Origin of the sequence: Stenotrophomonas sp. 22692 (assembly GCF_052045015.1) — a bacterium.
Lineage (GTDB): Bacteria > Pseudomonadota > Gammaproteobacteria > Xanthomonadales > Xanthomonadaceae > Stenotrophomonas > Stenotrophomonas geniculata.
The window spans coordinates 316,366-333,766 of sequence record NZ_JBQEMR010000001.1; the positions used below are offsets into that span (position 1 = coordinate 316,366).

Below are 17,401 nucleotides of genomic sequence, written 5' to 3' on the forward strand. Positions count from 1 at the left end.
GATCGTAACGGATGCGCTAGAAATCGTAACGGACGCTGAGGCTATATTCGCGTGGTGGGCCATAGAAGCCAATCAGCGTGCCGACCGCCGGGATGTTGTAGCCGGTGGTGCGGTATTCCTTGTCGGCCAGGTTGGTGCCCTGCAGCGAGAAGGTCCACGCGTCATCCAAGCGCCAGATGACGCCGGCATTGACCAGCCCGTAACCCTGCTGTCGGATCACCGGGCTGAGGTCGGTGGTCGGCCACACTTCGCTCTGGTAACTGTAGCTCACCCGTGCCGACAGGTTGCTGCCGTTGGCCAGGTCGGTGCGGTATTCCACGTTGAACGCACCAGAGAATTCCGGGGCATTGGTGAACTTCATCTGCCTGGCCACGTTGATGCCGCGGTCCATGTACTCGTCGTACTTGGTATCCAGCCATGCCAGGTTTCCGGAAATCAGCCAGTGCTGGCTGGGTAGGTACTGATACTCGACTTCCAGGCCTTTGACGGTACCGGCGCCGGCGTTGGTGAAGTCGCCGAAGAAGGAATCGTCGATGCCATCGCCGTTGGTATCCAGGCCGGTGAACACCGACAGCTGGATGTCCTTGTACTTGTTGTAGAACGCCGACAGATTCAGGAACAGGCGCTGGTCGAGGAAGGCCATCTTGCTGCCGACTTCGTAGCTGTCCACGGTCTCGTCATCGAACGGCTCCGCCGAGCGCGGTACCGCCACCGCGTTGGCACGGATGTTGTAGCCACCGGACTTGAAGCCACGCGTCGCCAGGCCATAGACCATGATGTCCGGGGTGATCTGGTAGTCCAGCGAGACCTTGGGCGAGACGTTCTTGAAGTTGGTCTTCTTGTCGAAATCGGCGGTCACCGCCACCGGCCGGCTGAAGCCCGGGTCGGCGTAGAGGCGGTTCAGCACGATCGCGCGCTTGTCCTCGTCGGTGTAGCGGGCGCCGACATCGAGCTTCAGTCTGCTGGTCAGGTCGAAGGTCCAGTCCGCGTACAGCGCGATGCTGTCGGTCAGCACCTTGCCCTGGTTGTCGGCGAACTGCGCACTGAAGTAGTTGTTCTGGATCTGCCCGCCAGCTTCGCCGCTGAACTGGTACAGGCCGACCACGCCGCGCATCCGGCCGCCGGCATCGTAGTTCACCTGCACTTCGTTGCTGACCTGGTCGTCGTGGTAGGTGCCACCCACGTCGGCGAGCTTGACCGGAGCGGTATCGAAGTCGATGTTGGCCTCGCTGTCCGATTCACGCTTGGCGATCACGTACTTCAGTGCGATGTCTTCGTTCGGCCGCCAGTTCACCGTGGCCGAGGCGCCCTTGCTCTCCACGTTGTTGAGGTTGCGCATGCCCGAGCGGATGTCATAGCGGCTGTCCATCGGCGGGTAGGCGCGCAGGAACGGATTGGGCGCCAGCATCTTCGAGCCGCGCATGCCGGACTGATCGTCGATCCAGTCCAGTGCGAACTGCACGTCGAAGTCATCGCCCGCATACGCGCCCAGGTTCAGGCGTGCCGCGTTGATCTGCTTGTCGCTGACCGGCTGGCCGTTGAAGGTGTTCTCGCCAAACCCGTCGTGGTTCATGCTGGCCACCGCCACACGGGCGCGCAGGCCGCTGTCGGCACCGCCGATCGGGCCACCGATGGCCGCCTTCGCATCCAGCTGGCTGTAGTTGCCCACGGTGATCTGGGCGAAGCCCTCGGTCTGGGTGGGCAGGCCGCGCGAGATGTACTTGATCGCGCCGCCGATGGTGTTCTTGCCATACAGCGTGCCCTGCGGGCCGCGCAGCACCTCGATGCGCGAGACATCGAACACATCCAGCAGCGCACCCTGCGGACGCGCGATATAGACGTCGTCCAGGTAGATGCCCACGCCCGGATCGGCGCCCCAGGTGGGATCAGACTGGCCGATGCCACGGATGTAGGCGGTGACCGTGCTGCTGGCGCCGCGGGCAGCGTAGATGGTCAGGTTGGGCACCTGCGCATCCAGGTCGCTGATGTCCTGGACATTCATCTTGTCCAGCGCCTCGGAGGTAAACGCAGTGACGGCAACCGGCACCTCCTGCAGGGTTTCCTCGCGCTTGCGTGCGGTGACCTTGATGCTGCCCAGGTTGGTGGGTGATGCAGTCCTGCTCACCGTCGGCGTGGCCTGGGGTGCTTCCTGTGCCAGTACCGGCCCGGAGGCCAGCAGCGCGCCGATCATGAGACTCAAACAATTCCGTTTCATTCGGTCCTCCCCCAGGCAGGTGCTTGCAGATGGCCCATTGCCACCCCTGCAGCCAAGGCTAGCGGTGTCATCGGGCAGCGGCGACTGGACCTAGGTCCAGTCGGCAGCGGCCGCCGGATGCGGATACTGGGCGCGCCCCCAGCCGGAAGCGCATCCCGGTACCCCTTCATCCACGACTCACGCATGAGGATCTGGCCATGAAATCCGGAATCGATTCGATCAAGGTTGTACTGCTGATACTGTGCAGTTGGCTGGCGATGGCGGGCAGCGCCGTTGCCGCAGGCCCGGCCGGGCATTGGGACATTGGCCTGTACGGCAATCTGTTCGGCGCCCGCGAATACCAGGTGTGGGTGCCCGCCGGCTACGACGACACACAACCGCTGCCCCTGCTGCTAGTGCTGCACGGCTGCGTGACCGGGCCGAACCTGATGGGCGAGGCCTCGGGCTTCAACGATGTGGCCGACACCGAAGGCTTCATCGTGGTCTACCCGCGGCAGAACGTCACCTCCAATCCGGCCCGCTGCTGGAACTGGCAGCTGCCGATCAACCAGGCACGCGACAGTGGCGAGCCCTCGCTCCTGGCCGGCATCGTGGAAAAGGTGAAGGCGGCTTACAGCGTTGATCCGCATCGCGTGTACGTCACCGGCATTTCGGCGGGCGGCGCGATGACCTCGATCATGCTGGGCTGCTATTCGGACGTGTTCGCCGCAGGTGCCATCCATTCCGGTGGCATGTTCAAGGGCGCGACCACGATTTCCGGTAGCGCCTACGCACTGTTGGCTGGCAGCATCTACTCGCCGGACAGCAACGGTCGCCTGGCATGGCAGTGTTCGGGTTCGCCGTCGCCGCGACCGCTGCCGGTGCTGGTGTTCCATGGCAGCGCCGACCTCACCGTCAACCCGGTGAACGGGCAGCAGGCCGTGCGCCAGTTCCTGCAGACCAATGACCTGGCCGACGACGGCATGGACAACGATTCGGTGAAGTACGTGCCGACCAGCACCTATCACGGCCAGGTGCCGGGCGGCCGCGCGTATACCGTCGACACCTACGCGTACGGCGGCAGGACGCTGGTCCAGCACTATGTGGTGCAGGGCATGGGGCATGCCTGGAGCGGCAGCCAGTCGGGCCTGCCATTCACCGACCCGAAGGGGCCGGATGCCACGCTGATCACCTGGCTGTTCCTGAAGGACTACCAGCGCTGAGTGGTCGCCGCTGCAGCGTCAAGCCTGGCGGTCGAGACACCATGCTAGCCTTCCCTTTGGCAGGATTGCCTGACAGGGGGAAGGCATGGATACCCGGCGCCGAGATTCCATCGTATTGGCTGCATCCGGCATGCTCGCACTGGCACTGTCCGCCAATGTGCTCGCGCATCCGGGCGGGTTCGACAAGCAGGGTTGCCACACCAACCGGAAAACGGGTGAGTATCACTGCCATCGAGGCGCTCCAGCTGCCCCTCGATACGTCGACACTCCGCGCAGCAGTTTCGCCCCCGCCCCCGCGCGCGGTTCCCGGGCATTTGCCAACTGCGCGGAGGCCCGCGCCGCTGGGGTTGCGCCGGTACGGCGTGGTGATCCGGGGTATGGCCCGCACCTCGATCGTGACAATGACGGCGTGGGCTGCGAACCCTATCGGGGCCGCAGGTAGGGCATGGCCCACCTGGCTTCAACTCCCGTTTCCCCGGGTTCGTCGGCCATCGCCGGGAGTGGTCGCACGATCTCCCCGTATTGCAGGGATATCCCCTAGGCTGTTGTGATTGAACTGCAAGGATGAAAGCAATCATGAAGCGCTGGATTTTCCTGGCATTGGCCACGCTCCCGTTCGCCACCGGTGCCGTGGTCATCCGCGATGATGTTGACGATGCCAGGTACCGGATCGACGCATTGGTGTTCCCGGCACTGGCAGACATGCCGGGCGAGGGGCACGGCGTCCTGATCGCACCGCAGTGGGTGCTGACCGCCGCGCATGCCGCGCCGATAGAGGGGATGGGCGCCACCATCACCATCGATGGGAAGGGCTACGGCGTCGAGCGTGTCTTCCTGCACCCCGGCTACCGGAGGATGCCCGAGGCACTGGGCAAGGAAGCGATGGCAACCGGGAGCGCGTCGAAAATCCACGCGTTTCTGGCGGCGTCGGATGACATCGCACTGATCAGACTTGCCGCCCCGGTGAGCGATGTGCCGCCGGTCGCACTCTACCGTGGCGCCGACGAGGTCACGCAGGTCGCCACCCTGATAGGGAAAGGCGCCACCGGCAACGGTGCCGTGGGCCTGGCGCCCGGCGGGCCGCATCGTACGGCGCTGCGGCGAGCCTGCAACGCGATCACCGGCGGCAACACGCGCTATATCTGGTACCGGTTCGATCCACCTCCGCAGGGCCTGCCCCTTGAGGGCGTGCTCGGCAACGGCGACAGCGGCGGCCCGCTGCTGATCAGTAAGGAAGGGACCTGGCAGCTGGTGGGCCTCGGCTCCTGGATCACCGCCGTTCCCGAGCATGCGCTTGAGGCGGGCTTCTATGGCCAGGTGGTCTACAACGTCCGCGTGTCCCGCTACCTCAACTGGATCGAAACCATCATTAAGCGTGACGCGTCACGTTAATCGTGCATCCGGGCAGCCTTCCGCGCAGGTGTTCGCCCGGTCTCAAGTCATGCGACGGGTGTTCGTATCCTTCCCGCCATGGCCTCTTCGTTCAAATTTCCTGCGTGCGTGACCGCCTCCCGGCCATCCGGCTGGGTGCAGAGCGGCGAGCGCTGGGATCTGTGGTGGAACGGCCGTTCGGTGGCCAGTATCGTGCCGCATGCCGGGCTCGGGTTCCGCCTGTACCTGGACGCACGCAAGATGTCACAGGCCAAGGTCGTGTCCGCCACCAGCGCCCGTCAGGCCAAGCGCTACGCCGAGCGCTGGTGTGCTGCACGGCTCTGCCCGCAGTTGCCTCTGCGCGATGCGGTGGCGCGGTTGGTGGCTGTTCCGCCCGGCGCGGGCGCCGTGCCCTCGCAGGTGCTGACGCGGGAGCAGCGGCAGCAGGCTCGGCGCCTGGCTGAAGCCGGGGCAGGGGAGATGGGGCGGATCAAGGAAGCGCTGGCACCACGGCCGCGCATGATGGCCGCCAGGCCCGAGGTGCAGGGACGAGGTGGAGCCTGGTCTGTACCCGGCCAGATTCCATCCTCCTCGCGCCGAAACGGGAACACATCTCCAGCCAGGGCTACACCGAAAGCTCCTCACGCACGATCCGGGCCCCTTCGCTGAGCGCACGCAGCTTGCCCCGTGCCACTTCACGGGCCAGCGGCGCCATGCCGCAGTTGGTGCTCGGGTAAAGCTTGTCGGCATCCACGAACTGCAGGGCCTTGCGCAGGGTGTTGGCTACTTCATCGGCGGTCTCCACCGTGCTGGACGCCACGTCGATGGCGCCGACCATCACTTTCTTGCCACGCACCAGCTCGATCAGGTCGATCGGTACGTGCGAGTTGTGGCATTCCAGCGAGATGATGTCGAGGTTGGAGGTCTGCAGCTTGGGGAACGACTCTTCATACTGCCGCCATTCCGACCCCAGCGTCTGCTTCCAGTCGGTGTTGGCCTTGATGCCGTAGCCGTAGCAGATGTGCACGGCGGTCTCGCACTTCAGTCCTTCGATCGCACGCTCCAACGCGGCTACGCCCCAGTCGTTCACTTCGTCGAAGAACACGTTGAAGGCCGGCTCGTCGAACTGGATGATGTCCACGCCAGCGGCTTCCAGCTCCTTTGCTTCTTCGTTGAGGATCTTCGCGAATTCCCAGGCCAGCTTCTCACGGCTCTTGTAGTGCGCGTCGTACAGCGTGTCGATCATCGTCATCGGGCCAGGCAGTGCCCACTTGATCGGCTGCGTGGTCTGCCGGCGCAGGAACTTCGCATCCTCCACGAACACCGGCTTCGGACGGCTCACTGCGCCGACCACGGTCGGCACGCTGGCATCGTAGCGGTTGCGGATGCGCACGGTCTCGCGCTTCTCGAAATCAACGCCGCTGAGGTGTTCGATGAAGGTGGTGACGAAGTGCTGCCGGGTCTGCTCGCCGTCGCTGACGATATCGATGCCGGCATGCTGCTGTTCCTGCAGGGACAGGCGCAGGGCATCCTGCTTGCCTTCAGTCAGGCCTTCGTCCTGCAGCTTCCAGGGCGACCAGAGCTTTTCGGGTTCTGCCAGCCAGGACGGCTTGGGCAGGCTGCCGGCGGTGGAGGTAGGGAGCAGTTTCTTCGTCGACATTGCGTCTTGTTTCCTGGGGGCGAATGGAAAATCGATGGATCAGCGGGCAGCCCACTGCTCAAGCACGGCGCGATACGGCTTGATGAAGTGTTCTTCGGTGAACTTGCCCTGCTTGACCGCCAGCTGGCTGCGCTCTTCGCGGTCGTAGACGATGCGGGTGGACGAATAGTCCTGGTGCTTCAGGCTGGGCTGGTAGACCTTGCCGGCCACAGAGTTGGCGTTGTAGATCTCCGGGCGGTAGATCTTCTGGAACGCTTCCATCGTGCTGATGGTGCCGATCAGTTCCAGATTCGAGTAATCCCCCAGCAGGTCGCCCTGGAAGTAGAAGGCAAGCGGCGCCACGCTGCCCGGTGGCATGAAGTAGCGCACCTGCAGGCCCATCTTGTCGAAATACTGGTCAGTGGGAGAGAACTCGCCCTGGCGGTATTCCACGCCCAGGATCGGATGGTGGTTCTCGGTGCGGTGGTAGGTCTTGCTGCTGGATACGCTGATGCAGATCACCGGCCCCTTGCTGAAGTTGGCACGGTAGGCGTCAGACTCCAGGAAGTGCTTGAACAGCTTGCCATGCAGGTCGCCAAAGCCTTCCGGAATGCCGAAGGTGGCCTTGCCCTCGTTGCTGGCCGGCAGCACCACGCTGAAATCGTAGTCGCGCACGTAGGACGAGAAGTTGTTGCCGACGATACCCTCGGTGCGCGCACCGGTCTGCGTGTCGACAATGGTTGGGCGCAGGACCTCGATCAACGGGAACGGATCACTGCCATCGCTGCCGTCGATGTGCATCTCCACCGAGATGATGTCCAGCTCGACCGCATAGCGATCCGCGCTCGGGTTGTCCCAGTGCGCCAGATCGTTGAAGCGGTTGTTGATCATGCTGATCGTGTTGCGCAGGTTCTCCTGCCGGGATGCGCCGCGCGCCAGATTGGCGAAATTGGTGGTGATGCGCGTGCCATCGGCGGGCTGGTAGTCCTCGTTGAAGGGGATGCGCGTGATGCTGAAGGTGAAGGTGTCGGTCGTCATGGGCGGCGTTCCGTGTTGCGGGGTGGCATCCGGATGCGGGCGAGGGCATCCGGCATTCAAAGCGCTGCGGCGGTCTCAAGGGCGGTGGCACGATGGCGGGGCAGCGCCAGCAGCGGCATGGCCCGCCGTACCGCCAGTCGCGCCCGCTCGATCAGGGCGTCGCTGTGCACGCGGCCGTCGGCGAAATCGCGATCGGTGGCGTAGACACCCAATGGCAGGGTGCGCGCCTGGAAGAAGCTGAAGAGCGGGCGCAGCTGATGGTCGATCACCAGCGAGTGGCGCTCGCTGCCACCGGTGGCGGCCAGAAGGATGGGGGTGTCGACCAGTGCGTCCTGGTGGATGAAGTCGAAGAAGTGCTTGAACAGCCCCGTGTACGAACCGCGGTAGACCGGCGTTGCCACCACCAGTACGTCGGCCTGTTCAACAGCAACCAGCTGCCGCTCCACAGCGTCGGGCAACTGTGAGCGCCACAGTGCGCCGGCCAGCTGCGGCGCCAGCTCGCCCAGTTCGATCAGGTGTTGCTCGCAATGGATGTCCTCGCCGATCAGGTCCAGCAGATGCTCGGCCAGCGTGGCGGCCCTGGAAGGGCGTTGCAATCCGCCGGAGACGGCGACGATTCGAAGGGGGTGGGCAGGTGAAAGCATGACCCGATCCTAGTCAGTGCCTTCCATGACGTAAAATGGTATTACTTCACCAATCCATGAGCGAGATTCATCGTCATGCTGGAACGGATCCACCTCAGCATCGTGCAGCAGGTTGAGCAGCAGGGCTCGCTCACCGCCGCGGCCGGCGTGCTCAACCTGACCCAGTCAGCCCTGAGCCACAGCATGAAAAAGCTGGAGCAGCAGCTCGGCACCGATGTGTGGCTGCGCGAAGGCCGCAGCCTGCGGCTGACCCAGGCCGGGCAATACCTGCTGGCAGTCGCCAACCGCGTGCTGCCGCAGCTGGACCTGGCCGAGGAGCGGCTGGGCCAGTTCGCACAGGGCGAGCGCGGCGCGCTGCGCATCGGCATGGAGTGCCATCCCTGCTATCAGTGGCTGTTGAAGATCGTCTCGCCGTACCTGGCGGCATGGCCGGACGTGGATGTGGACGTCAAGCAGAAGTTCCAGTTCGGCGGCATCGGCGCGCTGTTCGGCTATGAGATCGACCTGCTGGTCACCCCCGACCCATTGCTGAAGCCAGGCCTGAAGTTCATTCCCGTGTTCGACTACGAGCAGGTGCTGGTGGTGGCCAGCAACCACGCCCTGGCCAAGGTGGACTACGTAAAGCCGCGCCAGCTCGGCCAGGAAGTGCTGATCAGCTACCCGGTGCCGTTCGAGCGCCTGGACATCTACAACCAGTTCCTGCTGCCGGCCGGCATCACGCCGCGGCGCCACAAGGCCATTGAAACCACCGACATCATGATGCAGATGGTGGCCAGCGGCCGCGGCGTGGCCGCCATGCCGCGCTGGCTGGTGGAGGAGTACGCTGCGCGCATGGACGTCGTGCCCGTCCGCCTGGGTGCCAAAGGCATCCCCAAGCAGATCTACCTGGGCGCGCGCGAGGCCGATACCGGTATCGACTACCTCCAGGCCTTCATCGAGCTGGCCCGTAACAGCTCGCCGCTTGCCGGCAATGTGGGCGGAGCGCGTTGATGTCGGCAGGCATGTCACTGCGGGCGGACGCCTTCCTCAACGCCTTTTCACTGGAAGTCAGCGCGAAAGCCATGCCTGCGCTGCGCGCCGAGGCGGCCCGCATACCGCGCGGCACAATCATCTCCATTCCCTGGCTGGCCAGCGAGGACGACGATGCACGCCTGGCCGCCGCATGCGCGGTGCGCGAGCTCGGCTTCGAGCCGATGCCGCATCTCTCCGCGCGGCGTATCGGGTCACACGCAGCGCTTGAACGCTTCCTGGAACGTACCGCCGGCGAAGCCGGGGTCGCGCGTTGCCTGCTGATCGCGGGTGACCTGGCCACGCCCATCGGACCATTTGCAGACAGCGCGTCGATCATCGAGACCGGTCTTCTGGAGCGACACGGTATCAAGGTCGCCGCCATCGGCGGGCATCCGGAAGGCCACCCGGTAATGAGCAGTGACGAACGCTGGCAGGCGCTTCAACACAAATGCCAGCGCATAGAAGCACGCGGCATGGCCCCCTTGATCGTCACCCAGTTCGCGTTCGATGCCGATACCGTGCTGACCTGGCTGGATGCACTGCGCACGCGTGGCATCACCGTTCCGGTGCTGGTCGGTGTGCCGGGTCCGGCCAGCATCACCCGCTTGCTGCGTTATGCGGCGATGTGCGGCGTAGGCGCCAGTGCATCGATGCTCGCCCGGTATGGCATCTCGATCGGCCGCCTGCTCGGAACGGCGGGGCCGGAGGTTTTCGTCGATTGCCTGGTGAAGGGGCTGACCCGCGCCCATGGCCAGGTCAGCCCGCATTTCTTCCCGTTCGGCGGTGTTGCGCCGTCGCTGGAGTGGGTGGCGCAGTACCGGCGGCGCATTTCCATCAGCCAGCGCCGATGATCTGCGTCATGGCATGGATCGCGTTGTCCGGGTGCCGGGTTGATCCAGCGAAGGCGCCGGCCTGGAAAGCCTCCCATTGCAGCGACGCATGCCCAGGTCGAGGCGCTCTGCAATGCCCTGCGGGTTGATGTCTCCGGCGCGATTGATCAGTACGACGAGCGTTCTTCGATCGGTGGGACGGTGCCGGAGATACCCGGTAAAGCCTGCGGTCCCGCCGCCATGGCCGACTACCTTTCCGCCATCGGAAACTTCCCAGCCGGCCCCCCAGCCCGCCTTGCTGCCATTGGCGAGGAGTGTGTCGCACCACATCCGCTTCAGGGCCGCCTCGGGCAACAGTCGATGCTGGTCCAGCGCCACAGCAAAGCGCGCCATGTCGTCGATGCTGGCGAGCAGGCCGCCGGCGGCCCATGCCGAGCCCGGAGCAGTGGGCGGTGGTGCGCGCCAGTGGCCATCCTGGAACAGATGCCCCTGGGCAACCCGGCGCCGATCGCCTGCACGACGCGGTCCCGCATCGCGCATGCCCAGCGGCGACAGTATCTCCTCCTGCAGAACCCGCCAGTAGTCCATGCCGGTTGCATGCTCTATGGCCAGGCCGAGCAGGATGTAGTTCGTATTGGAATAGGCGTGCCGCGCACCGGGCGCAAACGCCAGCGGCCGCTCGGCCACCTCTGCGAGCAATTCACGGGGGGCTGGATTCGTCGGCATCAACCGCAGGAAATTTTCTTCATTCAGATAGTTGGGAATGCCTGAGGTATGGCTCAGCAGCTGCAGCAGCGAAGTGGATGCCCATGCGGAAGGCAACCCTTCCACGTACTGGCCGATGGGCGCGGTGACGTCGAGCAGATGCCGCTGCTGGAGCCGGAAAATCAGCAGGGCCGTGAACAGCTTGGTGATCGACCCCAGTTCGAACACGGTATGGCGATCAATCGGTGCAGGCCGGGTGTCATTGAGCCGCCCGGTCGTGCACAGCGCGGCAATGCGCCCGTGATCGACCAGAACGGCCGCCATGCCAGGCTGCCGTTCGGCCTGCAGCAATGCGGTCAGCGAACCGCATCCCGCCAACGTCGCCCGGCTCGCCAGCGCCGACGGTGCTGACAGGCCGAAGCCAGTGGCCAGCAGCGCCGCACACAGGCGACGTCGAACAGGGTCGTGGTACATGCACGTGGCTCGCAGCGGCGTCGTGGTGATGGTAGCGCGGACTGAGGGCCGGCCCGCGCAGGGTGCACCGGGTGAATCCACCCCGACAGCTGCCGGGGACGCGCAGCATGCCGGCGGGTCATCCGCGATGGCTGACAGCTGTCACTGGCTGCAACCCGGGCGGAAGCGAATAGTGAGCGCCAATGCGAGGGCACCTCGCCACCACTCAGCCACCACTCATCAAGGGGACCGCTCATGAACATGCTCCAGCAACTCGCCTCGCAGACGCCGATCTGGGTCTGGCTGCTCCTGGCCTTCCTGGTCACCCGTGGCATCGCCGCCATGAAGCCTGCAGAAACCTCGCTGCACAAACTGGCGATCGTGCCCGCGCTGTTCGCCGTCTGGGGCGCGTGGTCGATCAGTCATCGCTTCGGCGCGTCGCTGGCCGCCTGGAGCGAGTGGCTTGCCGGCATAGCCACGGGCGCGGCACTTGCCTGGCTGCTGCTGAATCGATTGAAGCTGACGCTGGATCGCAGCACCGGCAAGCTCTGGCGCAGCGCGGACTTCAGCCTGCTGCCGCTGCTGCTGGTCACCTTCCTGGTGAAGTACGGCTTCGAAGTCGCATTTGCGGTGTCGCCGTCGCTGACCTCCCATGCCGGTTTCAGTGCGGCCTACCTGCTGCTGACGGGCGGGTTCACTGGCATCTTCGTCGGCAAGTACGCCCGGTACCTGGCCTCGCTGCGGGTGGATGCGGCAGGCAAGGGGCTGAAACCGCAGGCTCACTGACCTGGTAGTGCCGGCCGCTGGCCGGCTTCCCCATGCAGCGTTGCGCGGGGCTGGCGCAGGCGTCACGATGCCCGCCACTGGCCAACACCGGAAATGCTGACGTCATGAAGACCACATCCTGGTTCTGGATCAACGTGGCCAGTCACTTCGGCATTGTCGCAGCCCTGGCCTGGCTGCCCGCACGGTGGACGGGGCAACTTGTGGAAGCCCTGGCCGGAACTCAGCCGGCTATCGGCGACACCCGCCATTTGGCCTTCATAGGCTCCATGTTCGGCTTTTGCGTGACCGCACTGATCCTGATGGGGGCACTGACAGTCACCGGCGAACTGCTGGGTTTCTCCAGGCCCTATGCGCGACGGTCGGAGGCCCAGAACGAAGCGCAGGCCGTCCACCGGAAGGTACTGCTGACTGCATTCGCCACGCTCTCATGGGCGGCCGTGGGATCGCTTGCAGGTATTGCGTCGATCTTCGCGGCCTCGTCATGAAGGGCGACCCTGTCAGCGCCCAGTGTGCCGGAACGGATGGGTGCGTGAACTGCGGGGCTGCTCACGCCTCCCCGCGCCACTGGCTCATCAGCATCTGCAGGAATCGCTCCGCAGTGGGCGAGAGCAGGGCGCCGCGGCGGCGGACGATGCCGATCGTGCGTGACACCACCGGGTTGCCGATCGCGCGCGTCACCAGGGTGGGGTGACCCCCATCTGGCGTGGCCATCTTCGGCAGCACCGACACCCCGATGCCGGCCTCGACCATGCCCAGTGACGTCGACAGGTGGGTCACTTCGTAGTGCCAGCTCAACTTGAGGTTCTCGCGCGCCAGCGCACCATCCAGCAGCGTGCGGTTGCCGCTGGTGCGATGCACGGTGATCAACTGGTGCTCGGCCAGGTCGGCCCATTCCACCTTGCGCTTGCGCGCCAGCGGATGATCGCGACGGCACGCCAGCACGAACGGGTCCTCTGCCAGTACGTCGAAATCGAGATTCGGATCGTTGGCGCCCATGAAGTTGATGCCGAACTCCACTTCGCCACGTTCCACTGCCTGCAGACCCTCCGTGGCCGGGATATCCAGAATGCGGAAGCGCACGTTCGGGTGCGCTTCGTGGAAACGCGCCATCACGCTGGGCAGGAAGTAGAACGCCGCCGTCGGCAGGCAGGCGATGGTCACTGTCGCGCCGCGGGTGTCCTCGCGGCCGCGCAGCGAGAACAGTGATCCATCGAATTCCTCCAGCATGCGGCGCACCAGCGGCAGCAGGTTCTCGCCGACAGCGGTGGTACTGACGCTGCGCGTGGTGCGCTCCAGCAGCGGCGACCCCACCGCCTGTTCCAGTTTCTGGATACGCCGGCTGAGTGCTGGCTGGGAGACGTGCAGGATTTCCGCGGCGCGATGGAAGCTGCGGGTCTCCGACACCAGCAGGAACGCACGCAGATCCAGGATTTCGCAATTGATGCTCATCGGGTATCAATCATCCAAAAATCAGCAATTCACAGATCAATTGGGGTCATGCCAGTATCGAATCACAGAGGGGTCATTCATCCCCTACACGCATCAATCTAGCACACGTATGTCCAACGATCTGCTCAGCATTCCCTGCGTTCTCATGCGCGGCGGTACCTCCAAGGGCCCGTTCTTCCTGGCCAGCGACCTTCCGGCTAACACCGCCGAACGCGATCGCCTGCTGCTGGAAGTGATGGGATCGGGGCATCCGCTGCAGATCGATGGCATCGGCGGAGGCAACGCGCTGACCAGCAAGGTGGCGATCATCGACCGCTCCAGCCGTCCGGACGCCGATGTCGACTACCTGTTCGCCCAGGTACGGGTAGAGCAGCAGGTGGTGGATACCTCGCCCAACTGCGGCAACATGCTGGCGGCCGTAGGCCCGTATGCCATCGAGCGTGGGCTGGTGCAGGCGCAGGATCCGCAGACCGAGGTGCGCATCCACAACGTCAACACCGGCAAGCTGATCGTCGCCACGGTGGAAACGCCCGGCGGCAACGTGGTGTACCGAGGTGACACGCGCATTGCCGGCGCGCCGGGCTCGGCTTCGCCGGTCAGGCTCTCCTTCCTTGATGCGGCAGGTGCCCGCACCGGCAAGCTGCTGCCCAGCGGGCACGCGCAGGAGACCATTGATGGCGTGCCGGTCAGCCTGGTGGACTGCGCGATGCCGATGATGCTGGTGCGTGCCGAAGACCTGGGCATGCGCGGCGATGCCCCGCCCGCCGAACTGAACGCGGACGCGGTATTCATGCGCCGCCTGGAAGCGCTGCGCATCGAGGCGGGCGCCCGCATGGGCATCGCCGACGCCGGCAACAAGGTCATTCCGAAGCCGGTGCTGCTGTCGGCGCCGCAACATGGGGGCGATCTGCAGGTGCGCTATTTCATGCCGCATCAATGCCACACCGCGCTGGCCATTACCGGTGCCGTTGGCCTGGCCACCGCCGCCGTTACGCCGGGCACGCTGGCCCACACTTTGGTCGGATGCCTGTCCGTTCCCGGCCGCATTACCCTCGAACATCCGAGCGGGGCCCTGGAGGTGGGCCTCAGTCGCAGCTCGGGCGATTCGCCGGTGATTGCCAGCGTGGTCCGCACGGCGCGCCGCTTGTTCGAGGGCCGCGTGTACGCGACTTCGCCCGCGCCCACCACGGCCAGTGCCACCCAAGCCCGCCAATGGACGTCAGCGGCATGATCTGAATCCGGACGGGCCGGCGTAGACACGCATGCCCGCCATTACAACGTAGATGCTTCACTCCTGGGAGGGATGATGTACAAGCAGTTCTTGATGGCCGCGCTGTGCGCGGCTGGTCTGGCCGCGGCCGGATGCAGCAACAGCGGGCGCACCGAAGGCGCATCCGCCGGCGGTGGTGACAATGCACCGGTACGCATCAGCGTCGGCTCCTACAACCTCAACAACCTGCCGTTCTTCATCGCCGACGCAAAGGGCTATTTCAAGGATGTCGGTCTCGAAGTGAAGACCGAGAACTTCGCCCAAGGCGGCTCCAAGGTACTGCAGGCGCTGGTGGCCAATTCCACCGACGTGGCCGTCGGCTTCTACGACCACACCATCCAGATGCAGGCCAAGGGCAAGGACGTGGTGGCCTTCGTGCTGCTCTCGCGCAACTCCGGCCTGGTGATGGCCGGCCGCGAGGATGCCACCTTCGATCCGGCCCGCCCGGACACCATCAAGGGCCAGAAGGTCGGCATCACCGCACCGGGCTCCTCGTCAGACTTCTTCGTCCGTCACTTCCTCGCCCAGCACGATATTCCGGCCGACAGCATCTCGCTGATCGGCGTCGGCTCGGGCGCCGCAGCGGTCGCCGCGCTGGAGCAGGGCAAGATCGACCTGCTGGTCAACTACGACCCGGCCGCCACCCTGATCACCGAGCGCAAGGTCGGGAAGATCCTCCTCGACGCGCGCAGCGATGACGGCGCCCGCCAGGTCTATGGCGGCCTGTACCCGACCTCGGTGATGTACGCCAACCAGAGCTTCCTGGACAAGCGACCGGAGGCGGCCGCGAAGATTGCCCGGGCCGAGCAGATGGCGCTGAAGTTCATCGCCGACAACAGCGCCGAGGAGATCGTCGCGGCCCTGCCGGACAGCTACGTCTCCGGCGACCGCGCCACCTATGCCCGCGCGGTGGAGAACGCCCGCGCGATCTTTACCCGGGACGGTCACTTCACGCCGGCCGACCTGGAAACCCCACTGAAGGTGCTGCGCGAGTTCAACACGGATGTGGCCAAGGCCAACATCGATCTGTCCAGGACCTACACCAATGCCTTCGTCGAGCGTGCCAACGCTGCGGCGCCGGCGGCCCAACCGTAAGCGGAGGTAACCCCATGGCCCTCAATGCCACCGTGCGCCAGCTCAACGGCGCGCCGCAGCTGGAGCCTGCACAGACCATGGTCGCCCTCAACAAGGTGACCATGTCCTTCGGCGAATTCACCGCCGTGCGTGATGTCGACATCCAGGTGGGTGACGGCGAGTTCCTTGCCATCGTCGGCCCGACCGGCTGCGGCAAGAGCACCATCCTCAATTCCGTGGCGGGGCTGTTGAAACCGTCCTCCGGAGAAGTAGCCATCGATGGCCGCACTGTCAGCGGTGTGCAGGAGTCGGTCGGCTACCTGTTCCAGCAGGATGCGCTGCTGCCGTGGAAGACGGCTTACCAGAATGTTGAACTCGGCCTGCGCTTCCGCGGCGTGCCCGAAGCCGAACGCAAGGCCAAGGCCAACGCGTGGCTGGCCAAGGTCGGCCTGGCCGGTTTCGAGCATCGCTACCCCCATCAGCTGTCCGGTGGTCAGCGCAAGCGTGTGCAGATGGCGCAGGCGCTGATCGTCGAGCCGAAGGTGATCCTGATGGATGAACCGTTCTCGGCGCTGGACATCCACACCCGGCACCTGATGCAGAACGAGCTGCTGCGCCTGTGGCAGGAGGACCGGCGCTCGGTGATCCTGATCACCCACGATCTGGAAGAAGCGATCGCCCTGGGGGATCGCGTGGTGGTGCTGTCCTCCGGCCCAGCCAGCCGCGTGGTGCGCAGCTTCGACGTGGATCTGGAGCGTCCGCGCAATGTGGCCGAGATCAAGCTGGATGACCGTTTCACCGACCTGTACCGCGACATCTGGGCCTGCCTGCGCGGCGAAGTGGAGAAGAGCTATGCACGCCAAGACTGACAAGTTCATCCAGCTGGCCCTGGTGGTCGCCGTGTTCGGCGGCTGGGAAGGCGGTATCGCGCTGGGCGTGATCGATCCGTTCTTCTTCCCTTCGCCGACAGCGATCGTGCAGCAGGCCTGGACCTGGTTGTCCGACACCTCGTTCTACCAGCACGTCTACATCACCCTGACCGAAACCGCGCTGGGCTACATCATTGGCACCGGCCTGGGTGTGGCTGGCGGCGTGTGGCTGGGCCTGAGCCGACGCTCGGCGCGCATCCTCGACCCCTTCATCAAAGGCTTCAACGCAATTCCGCGCGTAGTACTGGCGCCGATTTTCGTGTTGTGGCTGGGGCTGGGCCTGTGGTCGAAGGTGGCGCTGGCGGTCACCCTGGTGTTCTTCACCACGTTCTTCAATGCCATGCAGGGCGTGCGCGAGGTGAATCCGGTGGTGCTGGCCAATGCCCGCATCCTGGGCGCAAGCCGTAGCGACCTGCTGCGCCATGTCTACTTCCCTGCAGCAGCCAGCTGGATCCTGTCCTCGCTGCGCACCTCGGTGGGCTTCGCGGTGGTCGGCGCGATCATCGGTGAGTACCTCGGGGCCTCGGCGGGCCTGGGTTACTTGATCGCGCAGGCCGAGGGCAACTTCAATGCCGTGGGCGTGTTCGCCGGCATCATCATCCTGGCCGCCTTCGTGCTGGTCATCGACGCCCTGCTGGACGTGGTCGAGAACAAGCTGATCACCTGGCGTCCCAACGCCCAGGCACAGGCCACCAGCTGAACCGGCCGCGCTGAGCCGGCCCGCCGCGCCGCCGGACCGATCCGGCGGCGCGCACTTCCTCCCCCGATCTTCCCCCGCACCACCG

General features: G+C 65.1%; 18 protein-coding genes. 12 read left to right on the forward strand and 6 right to left on the reverse strand.

Going from position 1 to position 17,401, the window contains the following annotated elements:
• Window positions 1–16 precede the first annotated feature (16 nt).
• Window positions 17–2,191, reverse strand: a complete 2,175-nt coding sequence (locus tag ACTJJM_RS01370; protein ID WP_049409691.1) for a TonB-dependent receptor — start codon at window positions 2,189–2,191, stop codon at window positions 17–19.
• Between the two features lie 221 nt (window positions 2,192–2,412).
• Between ACTJJM_RS01370 and ACTJJM_RS01375 the strand changes: the two genes are divergently transcribed.
• From ACTJJM_RS01375 to ACTJJM_RS01390, 4 genes are all read left to right on the forward strand, one after another.
• Entirely contained in the window at window positions 2,413–3,417 is a 1,005-nt protein-coding gene (locus ACTJJM_RS01375; RefSeq protein ID WP_043395915.1) for an extracellular catalytic domain type 1 short-chain-length polyhydroxyalkanoate depolymerase, read from the forward strand.
• 130 nt (window positions 3,418–3,547) lie between these two features.
• A complete protein-coding gene (locus tag ACTJJM_RS01380; protein WP_440865113.1) occupies window positions 3,548–3,859 on the forward strand; it encodes an excalibur calcium-binding domain-containing protein in 312 nt (103 codons plus the stop codon).
• Window positions 3,860–3,993: 134 nt separating this feature from the next.
• Window positions 3,994–4,809, forward strand: a complete 816-nt coding sequence (locus tag ACTJJM_RS01385) for a S1 family peptidase (protein ID WP_440865073.1) — start codon at window positions 3,994–3,996, stop codon at window positions 4,807–4,809.
• Between the two features lie 78 nt (window positions 4,810–4,887).
• Window positions 4,888–5,457 carry a hypothetical protein gene (locus tag ACTJJM_RS01390; RefSeq protein WP_440865074.1) on the forward strand — a complete coding sequence of 190 codons (570 nt, stop codon included), beginning with the start codon at window positions 4,888–4,890 and terminating at the stop codon, window positions 5,455–5,457.
• Here ACTJJM_RS01390 and ACTJJM_RS01395 read toward each other — a convergent pair.
• Genes ACTJJM_RS01395 through msuE form a run of 3 tightly spaced genes read right to left on the reverse strand, consistent with a single transcriptional unit; the run spans window position 5,414 to window position 8,109 of the window.
• The gene (locus tag ACTJJM_RS01395) at window positions 5,414–6,448 is read right to left on the reverse strand and encodes a methionine synthase (protein ID WP_049455201.1); all 1,035 of its coding nucleotides are present in this window, start codon (window positions 6,446–6,448) and stop codon (window positions 5,414–5,416) included. The genes ACTJJM_RS01390 and ACTJJM_RS01395 overlap by 44 nt on opposite strands.
• Window positions 6,449–6,487: 39 nt before the next feature.
• A complete protein-coding gene (locus ACTJJM_RS01400; protein ID WP_054171777.1) occupies window positions 6,488–7,465 on the reverse strand; it encodes a DUF1852 domain-containing protein in 978 nt (325 codons plus the stop codon).
• Window positions 7,466–7,521: 56 nt separating this feature from the next.
• Window positions 7,522–8,109 carry an FMN reductase gene (msuE, locus tag ACTJJM_RS01405; RefSeq protein ID WP_019337727.1) on the reverse strand — a complete coding sequence of 196 codons (588 nt, stop codon included), beginning with the start codon at window positions 8,107–8,109 and terminating at the stop codon, window positions 7,522–7,524.
• Between the two features lie 75 nt (window positions 8,110–8,184).
• Here msuE and ACTJJM_RS01410 point away from each other — a divergent pair, with 75 nt between their 5' ends.
• Together ACTJJM_RS01410 and ACTJJM_RS01415 are read left to right on the forward strand one after the other, a co-directional pair.
• Window positions 8,185–9,099: a LysR family transcriptional regulator gene (locus ACTJJM_RS01410; protein ID WP_010485658.1), complete on the forward strand. Its 915-nt coding sequence runs from the start codon at window positions 8,185–8,187 to the stop codon at window positions 9,097–9,099.
• Window positions 9,099–9,971 (forward strand): methylenetetrahydrofolate reductase, encoded by an 873-nt coding sequence (locus ACTJJM_RS01415; protein ID WP_440865075.1) that lies wholly within the window; start codon window positions 9,099–9,101, stop codon window positions 9,969–9,971. Before ACTJJM_RS01410 ends, ACTJJM_RS01415 begins: the two co-directional genes overlap by 1 nt.
• Window positions 9,972–9,977: 6 nt before the next feature.
• On the opposite strand, the gene ACTJJM_RS01420 is transcribed toward ACTJJM_RS01415, so the two are convergent.
• The gene (locus ACTJJM_RS01420; RefSeq protein WP_171953072.1) at window positions 9,978–11,129 is read right to left on the reverse strand and encodes a serine hydrolase domain-containing protein; all 1,152 of its coding nucleotides are present in this window, start codon (window positions 11,127–11,129) and stop codon (window positions 9,978–9,980) included.
• Between the two features lie 234 nt (window positions 11,130–11,363).
• Between ACTJJM_RS01420 and ACTJJM_RS01425 the strand changes: the two genes are divergently transcribed.
• A complete protein-coding gene (locus tag ACTJJM_RS01425) occupies window positions 11,364–11,894 on the forward strand; it encodes a DUF6622 family protein (protein WP_440865076.1) in 531 nt (176 codons plus the stop codon).
• Between the two features lie 104 nt (window positions 11,895–11,998).
• Window positions 11,999–12,379 carry a hypothetical protein gene (locus tag ACTJJM_RS01430; protein WP_049481171.1) on the forward strand — a complete coding sequence of 127 codons (381 nt, stop codon included), beginning with the start codon at window positions 11,999–12,001 and terminating at the stop codon, window positions 12,377–12,379.
• Between the two features lie 61 nt (window positions 12,380–12,440).
• On the opposite strand, the gene ACTJJM_RS01435 is transcribed toward ACTJJM_RS01430, so the two are convergent.
• Entirely contained in the window at window positions 12,441–13,343 is a 903-nt protein-coding gene (locus ACTJJM_RS01435) for a LysR substrate-binding domain-containing protein (RefSeq protein ID WP_049481172.1), read from the reverse strand.
• A 109-nt stretch (window positions 13,344–13,452) separates the two neighbouring features.
• On the opposite strand from ACTJJM_RS01435, the gene ACTJJM_RS01440 reads away from it, so the two are divergent.
• The 4 genes from ACTJJM_RS01440 (at window position 13,453) to ACTJJM_RS01455 (ending at window position 17,316) form a co-directional block, all read left to right on the forward strand.
• The gene (locus ACTJJM_RS01440; protein WP_312384976.1) at window positions 13,453–14,574 is read left to right on the forward strand and encodes a 4-oxalomesaconate tautomerase; all 1,122 of its coding nucleotides are present in this window, start codon (window positions 13,453–13,455) and stop codon (window positions 14,572–14,574) included.
• A gap of 75 nt (window positions 14,575–14,649) precedes the next feature.
• Window positions 14,650–15,708, forward strand: a complete 1,059-nt coding sequence (locus ACTJJM_RS01445) for an ABC transporter substrate-binding protein (protein WP_100445756.1) — start codon at window positions 14,650–14,652, stop codon at window positions 15,706–15,708.
• A gap of 14 nt (window positions 15,709–15,722) precedes the next feature.
• Window positions 15,723–16,556 carry an ABC transporter ATP-binding protein gene (locus ACTJJM_RS01450; RefSeq protein WP_057504056.1) on the forward strand — a complete coding sequence of 278 codons (834 nt, stop codon included), beginning with the start codon at window positions 15,723–15,725 and terminating at the stop codon, window positions 16,554–16,556.
• Window positions 16,540–17,316, forward strand: a complete 777-nt coding sequence (locus ACTJJM_RS01455) for an ABC transporter permease (protein WP_005409726.1) — start codon at window positions 16,540–16,542, stop codon at window positions 17,314–17,316. The genes ACTJJM_RS01450 and ACTJJM_RS01455 overlap by 17 nt, the downstream gene beginning before the upstream one ends.
• The last annotated feature ends 85 nt before the right edge of the window (window positions 17,317–17,401 follow it).

What these genes read in the sequence shown, in the direction of transcription:
- ACTJJM_RS01370 (WP_049409691.1), bottom strand. Translation starts at nt 2,191, where the DNA reads ATGATCGGCGCGCTGCTGGCCTCCGGGCCGGTACTGGCACAGGAAGCA.
- ACTJJM_RS01375 (WP_043395915.1), top strand. Translation starts at nt 2,413, where the DNA reads ATGAAATCCGGAATCGATTCGATCAAGGTTGTACTGCTGATACTGTGC.
- ACTJJM_RS01380 (WP_440865113.1), top strand. Translation starts at nt 3,548, where the DNA reads ATGCTCGCACTGGCACTGTCCGCCAATGTGCTCGCGCATCCGGGCGGG.
- ACTJJM_RS01385 (WP_440865073.1), top strand. Translation starts at nt 3,994, where the DNA reads ATGAAGCGCTGGATTTTCCTGGCATTGGCCACGCTCCCGTTCGCCACC.
- ACTJJM_RS01390 (WP_440865074.1), top strand. Translation starts at nt 4,888, where the DNA reads ATGGCCTCTTCGTTCAAATTTCCTGCGTGCGTGACCGCCTCCCGGCCA.
- ACTJJM_RS01395 (WP_049455201.1), bottom strand. Translation starts at nt 6,448, where the DNA reads ATGTCGACGAAGAAACTGCTCCCTACCTCCACCGCCGGCAGCCTGCCC.
- ACTJJM_RS01400 (WP_054171777.1), bottom strand. Translation starts at nt 7,465, where the DNA reads ATGACGACCGACACCTTCACCTTCAGCATCACGCGCATCCCCTTCAAC.
- msuE (WP_019337727.1), bottom strand. Translation starts at nt 8,109, where the DNA reads ATGCTTTCACCTGCCCACCCCCTTCGAATCGTCGCCGTCTCCGGCGGA.
- ACTJJM_RS01410 (WP_010485658.1), top strand. Translation starts at nt 8,185, where the DNA reads ATGCTGGAACGGATCCACCTCAGCATCGTGCAGCAGGTTGAGCAGCAG.
- ACTJJM_RS01415 (WP_440865075.1), top strand. Translation starts at nt 9,099, where the DNA reads ATGTCGGCAGGCATGTCACTGCGGGCGGACGCCTTCCTCAACGCCTTT.
- ACTJJM_RS01420 (WP_171953072.1), bottom strand. Translation starts at nt 11,129, where the DNA reads ATGTACCACGACCCTGTTCGACGTCGCCTGTGTGCGGCGCTGCTGGCC.
- ACTJJM_RS01425 (WP_440865076.1), top strand. Translation starts at nt 11,364, where the DNA reads ATGAACATGCTCCAGCAACTCGCCTCGCAGACGCCGATCTGGGTCTGG.
- ACTJJM_RS01430 (WP_049481171.1), top strand. Translation starts at nt 11,999, where the DNA reads ATGAAGACCACATCCTGGTTCTGGATCAACGTGGCCAGTCACTTCGGC.
- ACTJJM_RS01435 (WP_049481172.1), bottom strand. Translation starts at nt 13,343, where the DNA reads ATGAGCATCAATTGCGAAATCCTGGATCTGCGTGCGTTCCTGCTGGTG.
- ACTJJM_RS01440 (WP_312384976.1), top strand. Translation starts at nt 13,453, where the DNA reads ATGTCCAACGATCTGCTCAGCATTCCCTGCGTTCTCATGCGCGGCGGT.
- ACTJJM_RS01445 (WP_100445756.1), top strand. Translation starts at nt 14,650, where the DNA reads ATGTACAAGCAGTTCTTGATGGCCGCGCTGTGCGCGGCTGGTCTGGCC.
- ACTJJM_RS01450 (WP_057504056.1), top strand. Translation starts at nt 15,723, where the DNA reads ATGGCCCTCAATGCCACCGTGCGCCAGCTCAACGGCGCGCCGCAGCTG.
- ACTJJM_RS01455 (WP_005409726.1), top strand. Translation starts at nt 16,540, where the DNA reads ATGCACGCCAAGACTGACAAGTTCATCCAGCTGGCCCTGGTGGTCGCC.